Annotated in this window: 19 protein-coding genes and 1 riboswitch; of the genes, 14 read left to right on the top strand and 5 right to left on the bottom strand. The window is 60.1% G+C overall.

Annotated elements, in window-relative coordinates:
• Nucleotides 1-64 precede the first annotated feature (64 nt).
• Both AC2YB9_RS08070 and AC2YB9_RS08075 read right to left on the bottom strand, forming a co-directional pair.
• Nucleotides 65-1,462: a class I adenylate-forming enzyme family protein gene (locus AC2YB9_RS08070; protein ID WP_487268319.1), complete on the bottom strand. Its 1,398-nt coding sequence runs from the start codon at nt 1,460-1,462 to the stop codon at nt 65-67.
• 102 nt (nt 1,463-1,564) lie between these two features.
• Nucleotides 1,565-2,134, bottom strand: a complete 570-nt coding sequence (locus tag AC2YB9_RS08075; protein ID WP_487268321.1) for a hypothetical protein — start codon at nt 2,132-2,134, stop codon at nt 1,565-1,567.
• 51 nt (nt 2,135-2,185) lie between these two features.
• On the opposite strand from AC2YB9_RS08075, the gene AC2YB9_RS08080 reads away from it, so the two are divergent.
• The gene (locus tag AC2YB9_RS08080) at nt 2,186-2,344 is read left to right on the top strand and encodes a hypothetical protein (protein ID WP_487268322.1); all 159 of its coding nucleotides are present in this window, start codon (nt 2,186-2,188) and stop codon (nt 2,342-2,344) included.
• Between the two features lie 4 nt (nt 2,345-2,348).
• Here AC2YB9_RS08080 and AC2YB9_RS08085 read toward each other — a convergent pair whose 3' ends face one another.
• Nucleotides 2,349-2,948: a Dps family protein gene (locus AC2YB9_RS08085; protein ID WP_487268323.1), complete on the bottom strand. Its 600-nt coding sequence runs from the start codon at nt 2,946-2,948 to the stop codon at nt 2,349-2,351.
• 381 nt (nt 2,949-3,329) lie between these two features.
• Between AC2YB9_RS08085 and nrdR the strand changes: the two genes are divergently transcribed.
• The 7 genes from nrdR to AC2YB9_RS08120 all read left to right on the top strand — a co-directional run bounded on the left by nrdR (nt 3,330) and on the right by AC2YB9_RS08120 (nt 10,854).
• Nucleotides 3,330-3,806 carry a transcriptional regulator NrdR gene (nrdR, locus tag AC2YB9_RS08090; protein WP_487268325.1) on the top strand — a complete coding sequence of 159 codons (477 nt, stop codon included), beginning with the start codon at nt 3,330-3,332 and terminating at the stop codon, nt 3,804-3,806.
• Between the two features lie 79 nt (nt 3,807-3,885).
• A complete protein-coding gene (locus AC2YB9_RS08095; protein ID WP_487268326.1) occupies nt 3,886-6,780 on the top strand; it encodes a vitamin B12-dependent ribonucleotide reductase in 2,895 nt (964 codons plus the stop codon).
• Between the two features lie 158 nt (nt 6,781-6,938).
• Entirely contained in the window at nt 6,939-7,433 is a 495-nt protein-coding gene (locus AC2YB9_RS08100; protein WP_487268327.1) for an ATP-binding domain-containing protein, read from the top strand.
• A gap of 61 nt (nt 7,434-7,494) precedes the next feature.
• A riboswitch (SAM riboswitch) is annotated at nt 7,495-7,605 on the top strand.
• A 32-nt stretch (nt 7,606-7,637) separates the two neighbouring features.
• A complete protein-coding gene (locus tag AC2YB9_RS08105) occupies nt 7,638-8,030 on the top strand; it encodes a hypothetical protein (RefSeq protein ID WP_487268328.1) in 393 nt (130 codons plus the stop codon).
• 45 nt (nt 8,031-8,075) lie between these two features.
• On the top strand, nt 8,076-8,654 hold the full coding sequence (locus tag AC2YB9_RS08110; protein WP_487268329.1) for a hypothetical protein: 579 nt from the start codon (nt 8,076-8,078) through the stop codon (nt 8,652-8,654).
• Nucleotides 8,651-9,583, top strand: a complete 933-nt coding sequence (locus AC2YB9_RS08115; protein WP_487268330.1) for an NADP-dependent oxidoreductase — start codon at nt 8,651-8,653, stop codon at nt 9,581-9,583. The genes AC2YB9_RS08110 and AC2YB9_RS08115 overlap by 4 nt, the downstream gene beginning before the upstream one ends.
• A 101-nt stretch (nt 9,584-9,684) precedes the next feature.
• Nucleotides 9,685-10,854, top strand: a complete 1,170-nt coding sequence (locus tag AC2YB9_RS08120; protein WP_487268331.1) for an HNH endonuclease signature motif containing protein — start codon at nt 9,685-9,687, stop codon at nt 10,852-10,854.
• A 102-nt stretch (nt 10,855-10,956) separates the two neighbouring features.
• On the opposite strand, the gene scpC is transcribed toward AC2YB9_RS08120, so the two are convergent.
• Entirely contained in the window at nt 10,957-12,462 is a 1,506-nt protein-coding gene (gene scpC, locus AC2YB9_RS08125) for a succinyl-CoA:acetate CoA-transferase ScpC (RefSeq protein WP_487268332.1), read from the bottom strand.
• Nucleotides 12,463-12,666: 204 nt separating this feature from the next.
• Between scpC and AC2YB9_RS08130 the strand changes: the two genes are divergently transcribed.
• The 5 genes from AC2YB9_RS08130 (at nt 12,667) to AC2YB9_RS08150 (ending at nt 15,596) form a co-directional block, all read left to right on the top strand.
• The gene (locus AC2YB9_RS08130; RefSeq protein ID WP_487268333.1) at nt 12,667-12,954 is read left to right on the top strand and encodes a hypothetical protein; all 288 of its coding nucleotides are present in this window, start codon (nt 12,667-12,669) and stop codon (nt 12,952-12,954) included.
• A 90-nt stretch (nt 12,955-13,044) separates the two neighbouring features.
• Nucleotides 13,045-13,503: a carboxymuconolactone decarboxylase family protein gene (locus tag AC2YB9_RS08135; protein ID WP_487268334.1), complete on the top strand. Its 459-nt coding sequence runs from the start codon at nt 13,045-13,047 to the stop codon at nt 13,501-13,503.
• Between the two features lie 50 nt (nt 13,504-13,553).
• A complete protein-coding gene (locus AC2YB9_RS08140) occupies nt 13,554-13,967 on the top strand; it encodes an NUDIX domain-containing protein (RefSeq protein ID WP_487268335.1) in 414 nt (137 codons plus the stop codon).
• Nucleotides 13,968-14,075: 108 nt separating this feature from the next.
• Nucleotides 14,076-15,377, top strand: a complete 1,302-nt coding sequence (locus AC2YB9_RS08145; protein ID WP_487268336.1) for a hypothetical protein — start codon at nt 14,076-14,078, stop codon at nt 15,375-15,377.
• Nucleotides 15,378-15,416: 39 nt separating this feature from the next.
• The gene (locus AC2YB9_RS08150) at nt 15,417-15,596 is read left to right on the top strand and encodes a hypothetical protein (protein ID WP_487268337.1); all 180 of its coding nucleotides are present in this window, start codon (nt 15,417-15,419) and stop codon (nt 15,594-15,596) included.
• Between the two features lie 23 nt (nt 15,597-15,619).
• Here the strand turns inward: AC2YB9_RS08150 and AC2YB9_RS08155 are convergent, their stop codons facing one another.
• Entirely contained in the window at nt 15,620-15,940 is a 321-nt protein-coding gene (locus AC2YB9_RS08155; protein ID WP_487268339.1) for a putative quinol monooxygenase, read from the bottom strand.
• Between the two features lie 99 nt (nt 15,941-16,039).
• On the opposite strand from AC2YB9_RS08155, the gene AC2YB9_RS08160 reads away from it, so the two are divergent.
• A complete protein-coding gene (locus AC2YB9_RS08160; protein WP_487268340.1) occupies nt 16,040-16,858 on the top strand; it encodes a dioxygenase family protein in 819 nt (272 codons plus the stop codon).
• Nucleotides 16,859-16,873: the final 15 nt, after the last annotated feature.

The following is a 16,873-nucleotide window of genomic DNA, read 5'->3' on the forward strand; positions in this document are numbered from 1 at the left end:
ATTTGGAACCTTAAGCAGCTCCAATTTTCCCGCAACACGAGGGCATTCTCGTGTTACGACGCACTCAACCCCAGATCAACATCGGTGGATTCAGGCTCAGAAGTTCTTCGACGGTGACATTTGAGTTGGGGTAGATCGCGACGTAGGCGACCGGGACCTCGCCCATGACCGGATCAGGTTTGCCGACGACGGCCGCTTCGAGCACACCCTCGACCTCATACAGGGTCGACTCGATCTCCTTGGGATAGAGATTTTCGCCACCGCGGATGATCATGTCCTTGATGCGATCGACCAAGGTCAGATAGCCATCCTCGTCGAGGCGCCCGACATCGCCGGTATGCAGCCAACCGTTGACAATCGTTTTGGCCGTTTCCTCGGGCCGATTGAGATAGCCCACCATGACTGTCGGACCGTTGATCAAGACCTCGCCTTCGGCGCCGACGGGCAAATCATTCCCCTCAGGATCAACGACTTTGATGCCTTGGTCGGGCATTGCGGGACCGACCGTACCCAGCTTGCGTACGCCGTCGATCGGATTGCAGGCCGAACAGCAGGTGCCCTCGGTGAGGCCATAGCCCTCGACCATGACGAAACCGAACCGGCTTTCCGATTTGGTGAGGAGTTCCTGTGACACGGGGGCCGCGCCGCAAATCGCGACGCGCAGCGATGACGTGTCGGGTATGACGTCCTCGGGCAGCGCGGCCAACAGGGCGTAGATCGTCGGAACGCCGGAGAAGTAGGTCGGCCGGATCGCTTCGATCAACTGGAGGAAGGGGAGCGGCGCGAATTTGCCCATGACGGTGACGCGCGCATTCGCGAGCATCGGGGTCAGAACGCTGACCAGAATCGCATTGCAGTGGAACAGCGGCAGGATCAGCAGGCAGTGATCGTCCTCGGTGATGTTGACCCGTTGGATCATCTGCTCGGCCATCGCCAATAAGTTGCCGTGGCAAAGCATGACGCCCTTGGGTTTGCCCGTCGATCCACTTGTGTAGACAAGCAGAGCAAGATCGTCTGGCCAGATGTTCGGTGGCGCCAAGGTCGCGTCGGTTGTGGTCGCGAGGTCGGCGAGATGAAGCGTCGGTCGGCCGGCGTTCGGCGACGCGTCATCAAGGTTGATCACGAGTTTCGCGCCGGAGTCGTTGATCTGGAAGTCGGCCTCGGTCGCGGTGAAGGCAGGATTGATCGGCGTGGCCACGGCACCAAGACGCCACGCCGCGAACATCACGAGCACCAACTCGACCCGGTTGGGCAGCATGATCGCGACGACATCGCCGGCGGAGATGGCGTTGTCGGCCAATTGCGCTGCGACGGCCTCAACCCGATCGGTGAACTCGCCGTAGGTCAACTCGCTGTTGTCGTCACTGAAGCATGGCCGGTCCGTCACGGGGGCGGACTTCGTCCAAGGGAGATAGCCGATCTGCATTGACCAGAGCGCCTTTCGAATGATTGTGTGATCCACAACACTATTCGGGCGCGATTGACAATTCTATGGCTGCTGGCGACGAAGTATGGCGCCGTCACTGTGCACCGTGCACAGGTGCCAGCGATCTGCGCCGCCGGATCAGCTGATCGGGTGGCCGTTGGCGCGTTTGAGGGCGCGCGAGCGTTTGACCGCGACGACTATCACGATGCTGAGCGCCACGATGAGCCCTAGAAACGGAATGATTGCGGCCAGCACGCCCTTGAGGATGCCGGCACCGAAGTTGGGGTTGTCGGCGATTCCGAGTTGAAGGTCGGAGCCCACATTGCACTGCAGCAGGTATTTTCCAGGGGCCACTGATTTCGGAACGACCCCGATGCGGTTCCAGGAGTTGTAGGACACGGTAGCGGTCCCACTGGCGACAATGGTCGACGTGCCGGTGTCCATTCCCTTCAGCAAACAGGCCGAATGGTGCGTGGTGCCAAGGCTGGTATCGCTCTGGGCGAAGACGGCCTGTCGGCTGTCGGCGATGGTGATGACGCTGTTGTTCTCGACCGGCGTGATCTCGTACGTCGCGACATTCTTGATCAGGCTGACGATCAGAATCACGGCTGGAATCAGCGTGATCAGGAAGATGCCAGCGGCAATGGCATACCACTTCCGGCCGGGCGTGATGGTCGTGTCCGCTGGGTTCCCCGATGTGCTTGTCATGAATCCAGTGTGTCGGAGTTGCTCTGCGGATGCGATGACCGACATCGATGGATGCCCGCAGTCAATCCGCTGACATACACATTGAATGCGGCGTCGGCGATGGGCGCGACGGCCAAGAACGCGCTTAGCGCTACGCGGCTTTCGCAAGAGCCCGAACTTCAACCGTTACGCGCGCTGATTGGCGCGCGCACGGCTGGCGTTCTTGGCTGAGGTGCTATTTCTTGGCGGCGCGGCCAGCCTTCTTGGCTGCTGTCTTTTCGGTGGTCGCGTCCCCTGTTGATAGCTGGCCGCCAGTGCTTTCCAGATGTGCCCGGACGAACCAGTGGAACAGTTCAAGTTGATGCAGATGCCCGATCAGCATGTCCTCGGTGACCGGGTCCAGATCGCTGGTCGCCTGCTGCGCTTCACGGTGCGACGTGATCAGCCCCTCATACACTTCATTGAGCGCGCCAAGATGTTCATCGGTCGTTGCTCGCCCGAGGCTGTAGTCGTTCCAAGCTCGGTTCTTCACCACCGCACCGGGGGTGCCGATAGGGGAGGAGCCGAGGGTTGCGATCCGTTCGGCGGTTTCGTCGATCATGGCGCGTACTTCGACCACATGCGGATCGATCATCTCGTGTACGCCGATGAAGTGCGGCCCAACCACATTCCAATGGACGTGCTTGAGCGTTAGCGCGAGGTCATTGAGGGCGTTGAGTCGATCTTGCAGGATCTCGGCGACCTTGCCGCCATCTGCCATCGACATCCCGGGAACGGTGTAAGCCCCACGGGTGACACTGGACTTGCCTCTGCTTGTTCTCGATTTGGTAGCCATACGTTCAAACGTACCCATTACGCTCGATCTCAAACAACGAGTGACGGTTGCCAGCCGTCGCTTGCTTCGCTTTGCTGGCTGGCGCGCTCAATCCATCGACTACGACACGCCGGTTTGAGATCGCTCATACGCGCCCTGACCTGCAATGACGGGCCACGAATAAAAATCTGTCAGTGGCTCATGGAATTGTCTTGCGTGTCCCCCGGCGCACGCGTAAGGTAGCACTACATCTAGTAGTTACATAGATGTAGTTATCCACATCTAGTTGCACAGGATGCCGTGGGTAATACACAGAAAAACTGCATTACCCACATGATTTCCACAACTTTTCCCCATCAGCTTTGATCGGGGCCGGCCGCTTCGGTATGAGAGGAGTACGCGATGCATTGTCCATTCTGCAAGCACACCGACACCCGCGTGCTCGACAGCCGAGTTGCCGATGAGGGCGGGGCGATCCGTCGCCGGCGGGTCTGTTCGGCCTGCGAGAAGCGCTTCACCACGATCGAGCAAATGCAGTTGATGGTCATCAAACGCTCGGGCACAACGGAGCCGTTCATCCGCGACAAGGCGATCTCCGGCGTGCGCAAGGCCTGCAAGGGACGCCCGGTGTCCGATGACGATCTGGCCCGCCTCGGCCAGAAGGTCGAGGACATCTTGCGTGAATCGGGTTGTGCAGAAGTTCCGGCCAATGAGGTCGGACTCGCAATTCTCGAACCGCTGAAACATCTCGATCAGGTGGCTTATCTGCGCTTCGCGAGTGTCTATAAGGCGTTCGAATCGGCCGCTGATTTTGCTGACGAGGTGGCCAGTTTGATGGCCGCCAATCTCGACAACGAAACAACCACCAGCTCCGGCTGAGCGGTGTGCCGGGCGGCATACCGAAACATCACGAACTACACACACATCACCAGCACGACCGCATACAAGGAGCACGAGAATGACCGAAACTCAACCCGAAACAGGGTCGACGCGCAAGGCCACCGGGGCCAAGCGCACCGGCAAGGGCATCAACGTCGAGCGCGTCTACACGACCGAAGGCGTTCATCCCTACGACGAGGTGACCTGGGAGCGTCGCGACGTCGTCCAGACCAACTGGAAGACCGGCGAGAATGTCTTCGAGCAGCGCGATGTTGAGTTTCCTGATTTCTGGAGCGTCAATGCCTCCACCATCGTCACGACCAAATACTTCCGCGGTGCGATCGGCAGCGCGGAGCGCGAGTCGGGGCTGAAGCAGCTCCTCGACCGCGTCGTGCTGACTTACGTCAAGGCCGGCAAAGAGCACGGCTACTTCTCCAGTGACGCTGACGCGGAGATCTTCGAGCACGAGCTGACCTACATGCTCCTGCACCAGGTCTTCAGCTTCAACTCGCCGGTGTGGTTCAACGTCGGCACGTCCAGCCCCCAGCAGGTCAGCGCCTGCTTCATCCTTGCCGTCGATGACTCGATGGACTCGATCCTCAACTGGTACAAAGAAGAGGGCCTGATCTTCAAGGGTGGCTCGGGCGCGGGTCTCAACCTGTCGCGCATCCGTTCCTCCAAGGAGCTGCTCCGCTCCTCCGGCGGCACGGCCAGCGGTCCGGTCTCCTTCATGCGTGGTGCCGATGCCTCGGCCGGCACGATCAAGTCCGGCGGCGCGACCCGTCGTGCGGCCAAGATGGTCGTCCTCGACGTCGATCACCCCGACATCGAAGAGTTCATCCACACCAAGGAACGCGAAGAGGACAAGATCCGTGTCCTCCGCGATGCCGGTTATGACATGGACCTCGGTGGCGTCGACATCACGTCGGTGCAATACCAGAACGCCAACAACTCGATCCGCGTCAATGATGAATTCATGCGTGCGGTCGACGAGGGCACCGAGTTTGGGCTCCGTGCTCGTACCAACGGCGAGATCATTGAGTCCGTCGATGCGCGCAGGCTCTGGAAGGACATCGCGCAGGCCGCTTGGGCGTGCGCCGATCCAGGCATCCAGTACGACGGCACGATCAATGACTGGCACACAACGCCGGAGACTGGCCGCATCACCGCGTCCAACCCGTGCTCGGAATACATGCACCTGGACAACTCCAGCTGCAACCTCGCCAGCCTTAACCTGTTGAAGTTCTTGCAGCCCGATGGCTCGTTCGATGTCAAGAAGTTCGTCAAGGCGACCGAGTTCATCATCACCGCGATGGATATCTCGATCTGTTTCGCCGACTTCCCGACCCAGGCGATCGGCGACACGACGCGCGCTTACCGCCAACTCGGCATCGGTTTTGCCAACCTCGGCGCACTGCTGATGGCTTCGGGATTGGCGTATGACTCCGATGGCGGCCGTGCCCTCGCCGGTGCGATCACCAGCCTGATGACTGGCACCTCATACCGCCGCGGCGCTGAGCTTGCTGGCATCGTCGGTGCCTATGACGGTTTCGCTCAGAACGCGGCTCCGCATGAGCGCATTATGCGCAAGCACCAGGCTGCCAATGACGAACTCCGCACGATGCACGCGATCGACATCGCGGTGCACCGTGAGGCGGCCAAGCAGTGGAAGCTCAACCTCGAGATCGGGCAGAAGAACGGTTGGCGCAATGCGCAGGCCTCGGTGCTCGCACCGACCGGCACGATCGGCTTCATGATGGATTGCGACACGACCGGTATTGAGCCGGACTTCTCGCTGGTCAAATTCAAGAAGCTCGTCGGCGGCGGCTCGATGCAGATCGTCAACCAGACGATCCCGGCCGCGCTCAAGAAGCTCGGCTACACCGGCGAGACGATCGAAGCGATTGTCGAATTCATCGCCGACAAGGGTCACATCGTCGATGCGCCCGGGCTCAAGACCGAGCATTACGAGATCTTCGACACCGCGATGGGGCTTCGCTCGATCAAGCCGATGGGCCACGTCCATATGATGGCGGCCTGCCAGCCGTTCCTGTCCGGCGCGATCTCCAAGACGGTCAACCTGCCAGATGACGCCACGGTCGATGAGATCGAGGATGTCTACTACCAGGGTTGGAAGCTCGGCCTCAAGGCGCTCGCGGTCTACCGCGACAACTGCAAGGTCGGTCAGCCGCTTTCTGATGGCAAAGAAGCCAAGGATTCGGGTTCGACCAAGACGGTCGAGACGATCATTGTCGAGAAGCCGATCCGTCGCCGTCTGCCCAAGTCGCGCAAGGCGATCACGACGTCGTTCTCGGTTGGCGGTGCCGAGGGCTACATGACCTCGGGTGCACACGAGGATGGTTCGCTTGGCGAGATCTTCTTGAAACTCGGCAAGCAGGGCTCGACCCTCGCCGGCATGATGGACGCCTTCTCGATTGCGATCTCGATTTCGCTGCAGTATGGCGTTCCGATTGAGACGTTCGTGTCGAAGTTCACCAACATGAAGTTCGAGCCGGCCGGTCTGACCGATGATCCCGATGTCCGGATGAGCCAGTCGATCATGGACTACACGTTCCGTCGTCTGGCGCTGGACTACTTGGACTTCGATACCCGTTCCGCACTGGGGATCTACTCGGCAGGGGAGCGCCAGCGCTACCTCGACACGGGTAGCCACCAGCCGATCAGCGATGGCTCCACCGCCGCCGAACTCATCTCCGATTCGCCGGTTGAGGAGAACCCCGCCGGTCGAGTGCCTGCGAGGGACGAGCAGGTGTATCGAGACCAAGAGGAGCGTATCGAGACCAAGGGAACCCCCGAAACAATGGGCTCCGCGCACACCAGCGCAGAACTCCTCGAGGCCATCAGCGGTTCGGTGATCGACAGCCCACTGTGCATGACCTGCGGCACCAAGATGCGCCCCGCCGGTTCCTGCTACGTCTGCGAAGGTTGCGGCAGCACCAGCGGCTGCAGCTGATCTAAATTCTAGATTCTTTGCCACAGAATCCAGATATAATGTCGCACTGTTTGCGACATTAACCCAGCAAAGAAGCGGCCCCACAACACGAAGTTGTGGGGCCGCTTCTTTGCCGTCCCGTTCGTCAGTCCGTTTGGAATGAGAACGCTGCTTCATCTGTGAGTGCGGCTCTTCGGAACACCAAGCAGATCTCTGAAACGTTCTCGACCATGACGCCGATTCGTATGCGTTCGAGCTCGATCGACGGACCGATGGTTCGGTTCGTTGCCTGCGGTTCGGATGAGGCCCTCAACTGCGCCGATGATCTGATCGATCCGCTCTTGGATGAAGGCTGGTCACCCGCGGACATCGCCATACTGGCCACCGGTTCACGCCATCCCGAACAAACCGCTCGGCAAGCCGGCGGGCAGGACCGCTATTGGGATTCGTTCTGGGACGACGAGCAGGTCTTCTACGGCCACGTCCTCGGGTTCAAAGGCCTTGAACGCAATGTCGTCGTCCTCGCGATCAACAGCACCACTGACATCTCCCGGGCCAAGGAACGACTGTATGTCGGCCTGTCGCGCGCCCGTGAACTCTTGATCGTCTGCGGTGATCCGGCCGATATCGAGGCAGTAGGCGGACCAGCGGTGCTCAGGAAACTCGGCGGTTAGCACCAGCCCGGGATGTATCAGCCGACATTTTGTCGGCGCTCCCCACTATCGTTGGTCGCACGCTCACGAGTGACGGCTTTCAGTACCTGGCTGGCCGTCCAGCAACCCGTTCCGTATGGGTGCTCCAGGGAAAGAGCGGGCCGTTGGCATCCGCTCGCGGCAACCGGCGGGTCGCACGACGACCCAAGCACTGAGGAGGCCCCCGTGGCCCAAAACAACACCCCCGAGAACCAACGTTTCGTGATTCCGCCCTCTGCTGTGGAATGCCGTTTGGAGAGTGCAGGTCATCGACCACACTGGATGCTGATGAAGGTGCATCAACGGGCCACTCATCAAAAGTGCCGGCTGGTGGGCTGCACGGCGGACGTCGTTTTTCTTGAGTGTGAAGACGACATCCGCTACTTCTTCACCCACGACGTCAATCTTGTCGTGACGGCCTTGGCGTGGAACGACGGACACGGCGTTCTTGCAGGTTCGGTCCTGCGGGTCGACAGCACTCCAACTGGCAGTTCGCGCTATCTGTTCAACCTGTTGCCCTTTAAGAGCGGCCCGCTTGGGCCATGCTCCAGTGAGCGAGACGTTGGGCGTCACTGGTGATCTACGCACGTTCATGGCGACCGGGTGCCGGTTACGGTGGAAGTGATGAGTCAACAGGTCTGGTACGTCGCCTTCGGATCCAATACGGTGCCGGCGATGCTCGGTCGGTATGTGCCGGTCACAAACGTCGAGCACCGGGCTGTGACGATCCCACACGAGCTCTACTTCGCCGGCAAGGCATGGGGCGCGGCGCCCGCGTTTGTCGAGCATGTCAGGAACGATGACATCGCGACGCCAGCGCGGGCATACCTGCTGGACGTTGAGCATCTTCCCGCCCTGATGGGTGGCGAGAATCGACACTTCGCGGACGTATGGAATGTCGACGTTGGGGTAATGGAGTCAGGTGACGTCGTCGACTATCCGGTGCCGCTTGCCGACGATGAAGGAGTCGGCAAGTACAACGCGCTGCTCCGGCTCGACGACATCGACGGAATCCCAGCTGTGACGATCACGACGACGCGCCAATTGACCAGGGGCGGCCCGAGCAATGAATACTTGACCGTCATTCGCGAGGGGCTCTCACCCGACCGCGACGTCGCGTTGCTGGAGCAGCATCTTCAAGCCGCGATTGAACGTTCACATCCCACGACCCGTTCAGATTCGACACCAAGGAGCGAACTATGAAGGCAATCATCTATCGCCAGTACGGCGGACCAGAAGTTCTCGAGCTGGCGGAGGTCGATGAACCCAAGGTCGGCCCGGACTGGGTCAAGATCGCGGTCCTTGCCACCTCGGTCAACCCGGTCGACTGGAAGCTGGCCACCGGCGGCCTAGACGGTGCGCTCAATGTTCTCTTCCCCGTCACCCCGGGCTGGGACGTCGCCGGTGTCGTCGAGCAGGTCGGCCCCGCGGTCACCGAGTTGGAAGTGGGCGACGAAGTATTCGGCTACGTGCGCACCGACACCGTTCACGGTGGCACGTGTGCAGAGAAGGTCGGCGCCCCGATCCGTACCGTCGCACGCAAGCCAGCCAACCTCAGCTTTGACGAGGCAGCCGCGATCCCGCTCGCCGGTCTGACCGCCTATCAATCCCTCGTTCACGCCCTCAAAGTGACAGCTGGCGACACCGTGCTCATTCACGCGGCAGCCGGGGGAGTCGGCGGGTTCGCGATCCAGATCGCCATCGCCCAAGGCGCAAAAGTTATCGGCACCGGCTCACCGAATAGCCACGACTACATCCGGGCGCTCGGCGCCGAGCCGGTCAGTTATGGCGATGGGCTGGTCGACCGGGTCAGGTCGGTCGCGCCCGCTGGAGTCGACGCAATCTTCGACACGATCGGCGGCGACACCTTGGCGCTAAGCAACGACCTCTTGGCCAAGGGGGCGGCGGGCCGCGTCGTTTCCATTGCCGACCCAGCGGTCAAGGATCTCGGCGGCACGTATGTGTTCGTCCGCCCGAACGCTGATGACCTCGACGCACTGGCGGCGCTTGCCGAGTCGGGCGCCCTTACCGTCGAGATCGCCCAGACTTATGCACTGGAAGACACCGCGCGTGCTTGGGAGGACAGCATGAAGGGGCATACGCGCGGCAAGATTGTGATTACCGTGCCGTAGACCTACATCTGCCGTTTGAACTGCGATTGTTCGATGTCCGCATGATTTCGGCGAAATCAATGCCTAAGGTGTCTGTCAGTGGTGGCGTCTAGATTGAATGTATGGACACCAACGCGGCCACCGATGCCGAACTCTTGGCACGGCTCGCCTGGGTTGAAGTCGAGCGTGCCCGGTTGGAGGCTTGCTCCTCCAGTCTGATGGTCCAATACGCCGATCGGTGTCGTGAGCGGGCCGCCAAACATGCGGACCTAAAAGTGCGGGAGATCGAGGCGTCGGTGGCCGCAGACGAGTTGGCACTCGTCGTACGTCAGCCCACACGGCTCGTGCAGAACCGACTCTCTGAGGCGAGATTTGCCATCAGCAAGCTTCCCGGGCTGTGGGCGGCACATCAGCGTGGTGAGGTCGACGGTTTCCGTGTCCACCTCATCTGTGAGCAGGCAGCCAAACTGTCCTTCGGCGAGTCCTTAATTCGGCTCGACGAACGCGTCATCTCGTATGCGGCGTCCCACACCTGCGCGCAATTGCGTGCCTGGCTCCGCCGGTTTGTGGCCAAGACCGAGCCTGAAGGCGCCGAACGTCGTAGGCGTCGAGCTCACGCTGACCGCAGTGTTTGGATCCAGCACGACACCGACGGCATCTCTTGGCTACATGCTCAACTCTCAACTACCGACGCCTGGCGCATCGATAGGCTACTAAGCTCGCATGGCGCCGGATTAGCCACCAACAATTCCAATTTGTCGCTCGAACAAGCGCGCTCGGACGTACTAGCGGAGTTATTGCTGCGCTCTGGTGACACACCTTCAAAGTCGACTAGTTCCGGAGCCGTGATCGGTGTGACGATCCCGTTGGTGAGCCTCGCAGGCCACACCAACGATCCCGGCGTCTCGTTCGACGGACAGTTTGCGCTCCCAGCGTCCCTCATACGTGAGCTCGCCTGCGCGCCCGGCACACTCTTTTATCGTCTGCTGACCGACCCACTGGGCCGCATCCTCGACGTGACCGAGCTCGGGAGGTTCCCGTCGCGCAAGTTACGCATCGCGGTACAAGCCCGGGACGGAACGTGCACTTATCCCACCTGCAGTAGACCGGCCATCGACTGCGATCTCGACCACGAGATCCCGCACCCGCGAGGTCCAACCAGCGGCACCAACCTTAAGCCGCGATGTCGACGACATCATCGACAAAAGGGTCATGGACTTTTACCCGACGGCGAGGCGGTTTCAACCGAACAGCTCATCGCTGGTCTGCTGGTCGAATATCAACCGATCTGAAACTAGCCCATCCCGTTCGAACCCGACTGTTCCAACTGTTGGTTGACGATGCTCGGCGGCTCTGCGTGCACGCGGCAAGATCGTCATCACGGTGCCGTAGACCTACATCTGCCCGGTCTCGACATAATTTTGGTGCCAGCTCAACGCCTCATCGAGCAGGTGCGGTGTGTGCCTCGCATGTGGGCGGGCGGCCCGGGCGCGCGCGATATAGGACGTCAGCCGGTCCCGAAAATCTGGATGTGCACAGTTCGCGATGATGCGGTCGGCACGGTCGGTGGGGGAGAGACCACGCAGATCGGCAAGACCCTGTTCGGTGACGATCACTTGGACATCGTGCTCGGTGTGGTCGACGTGGCTGACCATCGGGACGATCGTCGAGATGGCACCGCCCTTGGCCGTGGATGGTGAGAGGAAGAAATTGAGGAAGGCGTTGCGGGTGAAGTCGCCGCTGCCGCCAATGCCGTTCATGATCGCGCTGCCCATGATGTGGGTGGAGTTCACGTTGCCGTAAATATCGGCCTCAATCATGCCGTTCATGGCGATAACGCCCAGCCGGCGGATCAGCTCGGGGTGATTGGAGATCTCCTCGCTGCGCAACAGGATGCGGCCTTTATAATTGTCGATGTTGGCCATGAATCGTTCGACGCCTGCGTTGGAGAGACCGAATGAGGTCGCTGACGCCGCCCGAAGCGTGCCGCTGTCGAGCAAATTGAGCATGCCGTCCTGAATGACCTCGGTGAAGGCGACCAGATGGTTGAACTCACTGCCGTCCAATCCGGCCAAGACAGCGTTGGCGACGTTGCCGACACCGGACTGCAAGGGCAACAGTTCTGGCGGTATGCGTCCCGCCTTGACCTCGTGGCGCAGGAATTCAAGCAGGTGGTCTGCGATTGCTGTCGATGACGTGTCCGGTAGAGAAAAGTCCGAGTTGCGGTCCGGGTGATTGGTTTCGACGACTGCGACGACCTTGTCGACGTCGACATGCAGATATGGCTGGCCGATACGGTCCATCGCATCAGTTAGCTGGATCGGTTTGCGATTTGGGGGCAGTGCGGCACCGTAGTAGAGATCGTGGAAGCCCTCAAGCTCCCGTGGGTGCCAGGAGTTGACCTCAAGGATGACCCGGTCAGCTTGGTCGAGCCAGGTTTTGTTGTTGCCGACCGAACTCGACGGGACGAGGAGGCCGCCAGGCAGGATCGCGGTGACTTCCACAATTGCTACGTCGAGTGGTCCATAGACGCCGAACCACATGTTCTGCGCAGAATGGCTGAGGTGCGTGTCGATGTAGTCGACATCGCCGGAATTGATCAGCGCACGCAAGGTCGGATCGGAGTTGTAGGGCAACCGGCTCGAGATTCCGTTGACGCTAGCCAGTACGCCGTCGGCATCGGGCGCGGTTGAGGCCCCGGTCCATAGCCCGATCCGGAAATCCTCGCCGCGGTCGTGGGCAGTCGTCATCCGTGCAGCCAAGGCGGTCGGTAGTGCTTTGGGATAGCCCGCGCCAGTGAACCCGCTCATTCCAACAGAGTTGCCCGGCTGTACCTGTTCGGCCGCGGCTTCCGCAGACGTGACACGGGTTTGGAGCACTGGGCAGGTGATCCGGGGCATCGGCACATCCTCGGTCGAAAGTGAAAGGGGATCGCCTGATCCTCCTACATCAAGATGATCCCATGCACAGCTGATGTGCGTAATGACGGCCGGAGAATGTCAGTTCACCGGATAACGTGCTGAATATGAGGTCGCCCAGCGCGGGCTCTGACGGAGGAGCGGACGTCGAGCCAAGAAGTCGTGATTGAGCGTGGGGAAACCCGCGTGTGGATAGAAGAGCTGCAGGGCGGCAACGTGCGGATCAGCGGACAGACGCTCAGGGGTGGCTCTGAGTTTGAATATTTCATCACGATCGAGCCCAAGGACTTCGACACAATTCGACAGGACCTGGGTGGTGCCGCGACCGATGGCGTCATCGACTTGATCAAGATGCACCGAGAGCGCGTCTTCAGCGTTGGCGAGACCATCTGGCTGGCATCGTTCGGTATTGAGTACGCCATCGCGAACGATTTCGATAGTGATTTTTTCAGCGGAACGCCGCCGTGGGGTTAGATCGGTCGCTGGAGATCTTCGTGAAGGCTACGAACCCGAACCCAACATTCGACTCACACCGGCTCTTTGCGCGGGCGTTACCGTGGAAGCATGAACGTCCGACTCCAATTCCACGAGGTTTTACCCGATTCCTACAAGCGACTCATCAGCCTGCATCAGCATGTTGAACGCGAGGCAGATAAACATGGTGTGGATCCCAAATTGTTGGAGTTAGTCAGGATTCGTGCCTCGCAGATCAATGGCTGCGCGTTCTGTGTCGACCTTCATGTCAAGGGCGCGAAGGAGCACGGCGAGACCGAACGCCGTTTGAGTCTGCTGCCGGTGTGGCGCGACAGCGGTCAGTTCACGCCGGCGGAATGCGCGGCGCTCGCACTCACCGAAGCAATCACCCATACGACCAGCACTCAGCGCATCGATGCGTCGATCTATGCAGACGCGGCCTCCCAATTCAACGAGGAACAACTTGGCGTGGTCGTCTGGACGGCCGCGGTCATACAGACGTTTAACGCCCTGAACGTCACGAGCGAGAAGAAGTTGCCGGCAGCGTGAAGCGCTGGCCGCCCAAAATGCTAGGGCAGAGCAACGGGCATAATGCGAGAATGTCTCCAGTCAGGCTCGTCGTCGGCGCGCTAATTGTTGATCGGCTGGCTCACCCTCAACGGGTGCTCGCCGCGCGTCGCATCGGTCCACCAGCACTCGCCGGACGATGGGAATTCCCCGGTGGCAAAGTCGAACCGGGTGAACAGCCTGAAGACGCCCTCGAACGAGAGTTGCGTGAAGAACTCTTGATTGACGTGACGCTCGGAGCGGAACTTGTTGCCTCTGACGGTGCTCGATGGCCGATCTCTGCGGGTTTGGAGATGCGGCTCTGGTACGCCACAATCTCGGCAGGCACCCCGACGGCCGGAGACTCACACGACGAAATCCGATGGTTGGATCGAGACAATTTGGGCTCGGTCGACTGGCTCGACTCTGACGGGACTGTGCTGCCATACGTTTTCACCGCCCGATGACCCTCAACTAACCGGCGGAAATCCACAGTTCGGTGTTGCGGCGTGTTATCCACAGGGTGAGTTTGGATGGGTTCCGCAACGGCAAACACCTACCTAGCCTGTTTCGGTATGGACACAATCACTGAGATGCAATCCGACGGCGGCCTCGCCCTCAGACTTCACTGCGAAGACGAATGGATCTGGCGGGCCGAGACGTCAGCCCTAGCCGAACGAAGCATGCCCGACTTCGCAATTACCGACCAACCGTATGAAGTCGATCCCTACTCCGACATTGAGTTTGACGTCGAGGACATGGTCTACGTTCTTGATCAGATCGTTGTCGCTTGGCAAGAGAAGCCAATCCGCGCTGGACATCCGATCGAGGTGAGCGTCAGCGAGGGCTGGAAGATTCTCGTTGATCCGATAGCGGATGACCCGGTTGTTGATGAGCTGGGCTTTACCGGGATTGCGTTGCGTTGGAAGTCGCCGCCAGCGCCGCCGCCAGAACCGATCGACGTGACCGACGAATGGTCGGTCAAGTTGCAGCTGGGAATCATTGAACTCGAGGCACGAACGCCCGATTCGATCGTGATGCAGGGTCTTGAGCGTGAGGATGTGACGTTCGTTCACGACCAGCGTTTCGGTCCGCTGACAGCATGGGTGGTGGCGAACGCCCGCGCGATGCTCGCACTCGAAGACCTTGACATTTTGATAGCCCGTTTTGAGGCGGCGGCAGCGGGCGAGGACCCGAGGGTCGCTGAAGTCGCACTCGCGATGGTCGCTGATTGGTCATTGCGAGAGCAGCCAGCTAGCGCCATCCGTCGATTGTCCCATCACGTTGCGCGTCGAATCTCAGCCCGAACCGATTGGAAAGACGAGGTCAAGCATCGAGCCGAAGAGATTGGTCGGTCGCGCTCATGGGCCCGAGGCTATCTCAACGATTTGCTAGTGGGATTCGTCCGGAACACGCTTGTCGCCTGTGCGTTGCAGGATGTGATGAACGCCAGTCTCACCAGATCGGCGACCGGCGTGTGGCGCTCGATCCTGTCGCCGTCCGAGGACTTCGCCGGTGACATGTGGCGATGTAGCGATGGCACCACGTCAATCCTGAAGGAGTTCTTTGCCGACCTTGACGAGGATCGTCTGGTCGAGGTGATGAGCGCGATTGAGGACCTGCACGACACCGGGGAATCGTGGCAATGCGTCGAATTGATCGGTAGCACGCTGGTGCGCAAATCGGCACCGCCTCCGTTGGCGGAGATTGTCGGTGACGGGCTGCGCGAACTCTTGCAATACCGCTGTGCGCGATCTCTGATGGATCAAGTGGCCAGGCTCATCGCCGGGTTGGCTGAGCCACCCGAATCGATGGATTCCGTTGATATCGCGCGGCTGCGGGACAAACTGAGCGCGACGATCGGGGTGCGATGGTGATAAGTCCTGCATAGGTCGGCTAAGGGCTAGCATGCAAATATGGGTCAGGTCAGTTGGCGAGTCGATGACGAATTGCTCGACCGGGTGCGCCATTTCGCGAAAGCCAACGGGATGAGCGTCAACAAGTACATTTCCCGGGTTCTCTCCCTGGCCACGTCCGAGGACGAAGATGCTTCGGAAGCAGTCCGGATGCGGCAGCGCCTGCGGGCCGCTGGCTGACGCTTGAGTGGCCACCGCCTCAGTCAGGAAACAGCCATTTCGCCCATCTCATTCCAGCCATTTTGGTCGATTTGCTGACTCACGATTCTTGGGGTTTCGACCAAAGCCTGCGGCATGAGCCCTATCGCGGCGGCAAAATGTGCACTGTTGACGTGAGCTTCGGCAGCATCGTCCTCGAACGCCTCTACCAAGACAAACTCGCTTGGATCATCGACGCTGCGTGACCAGTCGAACCAGAGATTGCCGGGCTCATTGCGAGTGGCTTCGGTGAATGAACGGGTGAGCTCCAACCACTGGTCTGTCCATTCGGGCTTTGTCTTGAACTTAACGACGATAAAAATCATGAAGGCCTCTCACAGCGGATGTGCTTTCAGGATGGCAGAAACGCACAAGCGTCGTTTGCGTGATAATCTAGTTGTAAATTCAACTAGATGGAGCGTGCCATGGCGACTTACACACTCAGCGACATCGACGGCCGCCTCACGCCGAGCCCACGTATGCCGGTGCTGTTCGTCGGACACGGCAATCCTATGAACGCGATCAGTGACAATTCGTTCACGCAGACGTGGACCACAGTCGGCGCGACGTTGCCCGAAGCTCAGGCAATTGTCGTCATCAGCGCGCATTGGCTTACTCCCGGCCGCACCCACATCACCGATGCACCCAAGAACCCGATCATCTATGACTTCGGCGGCTTCCCCGACGAGCTCTACCGAGTGCAGTACGACTCATTCGGCGACGAACAGATCGCACGAGTGCTCGCGAAACAACTGATCGAGTATGAGGCCGAACTCGACAAACAATGGGGCCTCGACCACGGCACCTGGAGCGTGCTCAAGTTCTTGGCACCGAAACCCGAGGTTCCGATTTTGCAGATCAGCATCGACTACTCAATGCCGCTGCCGAAGCTCTTCGAACTCTATGGCCGGCTGCGCGCGCTACGCCGTCGCGGCGTAATCTTCATCGGCAGCGGCAATATCGTCCACGCACTCGGCCGCGCCAAATGGGACGGCGGTGGCGCGTGGGACTGGGCGACTCAGTTCGATGCCGACACGGCGATCGCGATCGGCAACCGTGAGATCAACAAGCTCGTTGATCCCTACAAATCGTGGCCCGAAGCGCGGATCGCCGTGCCGACCGATGATCACTACCGGCCGATGATTGCGGCCATGAGCCTGCTCGAAGACGGCGAAGACACCCAATTCTTCAACCCGTCGATCGACATGGGCTCAATCGGCATGCGGTCGTTCATCACGATCTAAGCAGTGCTACCCGCG

This window comes from Aeromicrobium changchenzhani (assembly GCF_057586615.1).

Bases quoted from the DNA above. Each gene is read 5' to 3' on its own strand.
- AC2YB9_RS08075 (WP_487268321.1), bottom strand. From the start codon at position 2,134: ATGACAAGCACATCGGGGAACCCAGCGGACACGACCATCACGCCCGGC.
- AC2YB9_RS08080 (WP_487268322.1), top strand. From the start codon at position 2,186: ATGCCCGCAGTCAATCCGCTGACATACACATTGAATGCGGCGTCGGCG.
- AC2YB9_RS08085 (WP_487268323.1), bottom strand. From the start codon at position 2,948: ATGGCTACCAAATCGAGAACAAGCAGAGGCAAGTCCAGTGTCACCCGT.
- nrdR (WP_487268325.1), top strand. From the start codon at position 3,330: ATGCATTGTCCATTCTGCAAGCACACCGACACCCGCGTGCTCGACAGC.
- AC2YB9_RS08095 (WP_487268326.1), top strand. From the start codon at position 3,886: ATGACCGAAACTCAACCCGAAACAGGGTCGACGCGCAAGGCCACCGGG.
- AC2YB9_RS08110 (WP_487268329.1), top strand. From the start codon at position 8,076: ATGAGTCAACAGGTCTGGTACGTCGCCTTCGGATCCAATACGGTGCCG.
- AC2YB9_RS08115 (WP_487268330.1), top strand. From the start codon at position 8,651: ATGAAGGCAATCATCTATCGCCAGTACGGCGGACCAGAAGTTCTCGAG.
- AC2YB9_RS08120 (WP_487268331.1), top strand. From the start codon at position 9,685: ATGGACACCAACGCGGCCACCGATGCCGAACTCTTGGCACGGCTCGCC.
- scpC (WP_487268332.1), bottom strand. From the start codon at position 12,462: ATGCCCCGGATCACCTGCCCAGTGCTCCAAACCCGTGTCACGTCTGCG.
- AC2YB9_RS08135 (WP_487268334.1), top strand. From the start codon at position 13,045: ATGAACGTCCGACTCCAATTCCACGAGGTTTTACCCGATTCCTACAAG.
- AC2YB9_RS08140 (WP_487268335.1), top strand. From the start codon at position 13,554: ATGTCTCCAGTCAGGCTCGTCGTCGGCGCGCTAATTGTTGATCGGCTG.
- AC2YB9_RS08145 (WP_487268336.1), top strand. From the start codon at position 14,076: ATGGACACAATCACTGAGATGCAATCCGACGGCGGCCTCGCCCTCAGA.
- AC2YB9_RS08150 (WP_487268337.1), top strand. From the start codon at position 15,417: ATGGGTCAGGTCAGTTGGCGAGTCGATGACGAATTGCTCGACCGGGTG.
- AC2YB9_RS08155 (WP_487268339.1), bottom strand. From the start codon at position 15,940: ATGATTTTTATCGTCGTTAAGTTCAAGACAAAGCCCGAATGGACAGAC.
- AC2YB9_RS08160 (WP_487268340.1), top strand. From the start codon at position 16,040: ATGGCGACTTACACACTCAGCGACATCGACGGCCGCCTCACGCCGAGC.